The organism is Pseudoalteromonas sp. Z1A6 (assembly GCF_011378745.1).
In the GTDB taxonomy this organism is placed as follows: Bacteria; Pseudomonadota; Gammaproteobacteria; order Enterobacterales; family Alteromonadaceae; genus Pseudoalteromonas; species Pseudoalteromonas arctica.
This window is the reverse complement of record NZ_WTKW01000572.1, coordinates 1-1,476: the sequence shown is the minus strand read 5'-3', so window position 1 is coordinate 1,476 and position 1,476 is coordinate 1. Positions and strand designations below refer to the sequence as shown.

The following is a 1,476-nucleotide window of genomic DNA, read 5'->3' as shown; positions in this document are numbered from 1 at the left end:
CCGCAATTGCGGCTTTATTTATATGTATATTTTAATAATTAGATTTTTGGATAACCAATTCTATCCGACAAGTAACCTACGCTAGTAGCAAAGTAATACGAGCGATTCCAATGCATAAACACTTTGTAGTTATCGTACGCTAAGTACATACGGCCATTTATATCATCAGGCATAACCAGCGCAGCACGTACGTCCACATTAGGTAAATCAGAGCCATCAGCTTTACGAACACCCAGTGCTTGCCAATCAGCTAATGAGCGCTCAGAATCATTCCAGTATTCTAACCACTGCTTGCGCGTTTTTGTACCACGCACTAAAACGTATTTACTATCAAAGTTTTCAGGTAACTGTACTTGGCGACCCCACGTAAGAGAGTCGTTCCAGCCTTCTTGCTTTAAGTAGTTAGCAATTGAAGCAAAAGCATCTTCCTTTGTGGTCCAAATATCTTTACGGCCATCATTATTGTAATCAACCGCGTAAGCATTAAATGAAGTTGGCATAAATTGCGTTTGCCCCATTGCGCCTGCCCATGAGCCTTTAAATTTATCAAGCGTGATATGGCCCGATTTTAAAATGTCGAGTGCAGCCCAAAGTTGGCGTTTATAAAGCGCTTCTCGGCGTCCATCAAAAGCAAGTGTAACAAGTGACGAAATAACATTATGGCCACCTTGAATAGCGCCAAAGTTACTTTCAAGTCCCCACAATGCCACTATAAAGCGTGCTTGTACGCCAAACTCTTTCGCTACTTTTTCAAGTACATCTTTGTTTTCTGCATAAAGCTTGCGTGCGCGGTCTATTTTCCACTGTGGTACGCGTTTTGGTAAATACGTTTCAAGGGTTTCTTTTACTTCTGGCTGGTTTTTATCAGCCGAAACCACTTTTTCTTTATATGTTGCTGTTGCAAAAGCATCATCAATAAGTTTTGCTTCATAGCCTTTTGAGATGGCTTCTTGCTTTAAATTTGCTAAATAATCTTGAAATTCGGCCTGTGTTTTTGCCATCACAGATGAGCTTAAACATACACCACATAATATAACGATAAGTTTTTTAATCACTATCAACTCCATTTTCTTTTCGTAACTGACTTAGCAAATTTTGTTCCGGTGGAGGAAGTTGTAAATAATAACCCTGATCACTTAGTGCACCTTTTACAGCTTCTAAATCAGACCCACCTAAATGCTCACGTTTTGCTAAGTTGATGATCATCACATAAAGAGGTTGACCAAACATAGCCATTAAAGGTTCCGGAACTTTGTCAAAATCATCTCTTTTTTCAACAAATAAGAACGTATCCGCTTTTTTCTTACTTTTATATACTGCAGTGAGCATTATGACCCTATAAATTCTTGCTTAACAATGCCGCACACTATAACATGAGAGTAATAATAAGTTAGAAAAATTAGATTAGAAATTTCAATAAAGGCCCTATTCAGCCTACGTTTATCTAAAATTAATTTCTAATCAGACAATTCAATT

General features: G+C 38.0%; 2 protein-coding genes. Both read right to left on the bottom strand.

Features of this window, described 5'->3' with window-relative positions:
• Positions 1–38: 38 nt before the first annotated feature.
• Complete coding sequence (locus tag GQR46_RS19575; protein ID WP_007583269.1) at positions 39–1,055, bottom strand: lytic murein transglycosylase; 1,017 nt, start codon at positions 1,053–1,055, stop codon at positions 39–41.
• On the bottom strand, positions 1,048–1,329 hold the full coding sequence (locus GQR46_RS19570) for a YcgL domain-containing protein (protein WP_007583270.1): 282 nt from the start codon (positions 1,327–1,329) through the stop codon (positions 1,048–1,050). Before GQR46_RS19570 ends, GQR46_RS19575 begins: the two co-directional genes overlap by 8 nt.
• Positions 1,330–1,476 lie beyond the last annotated feature (147 nt).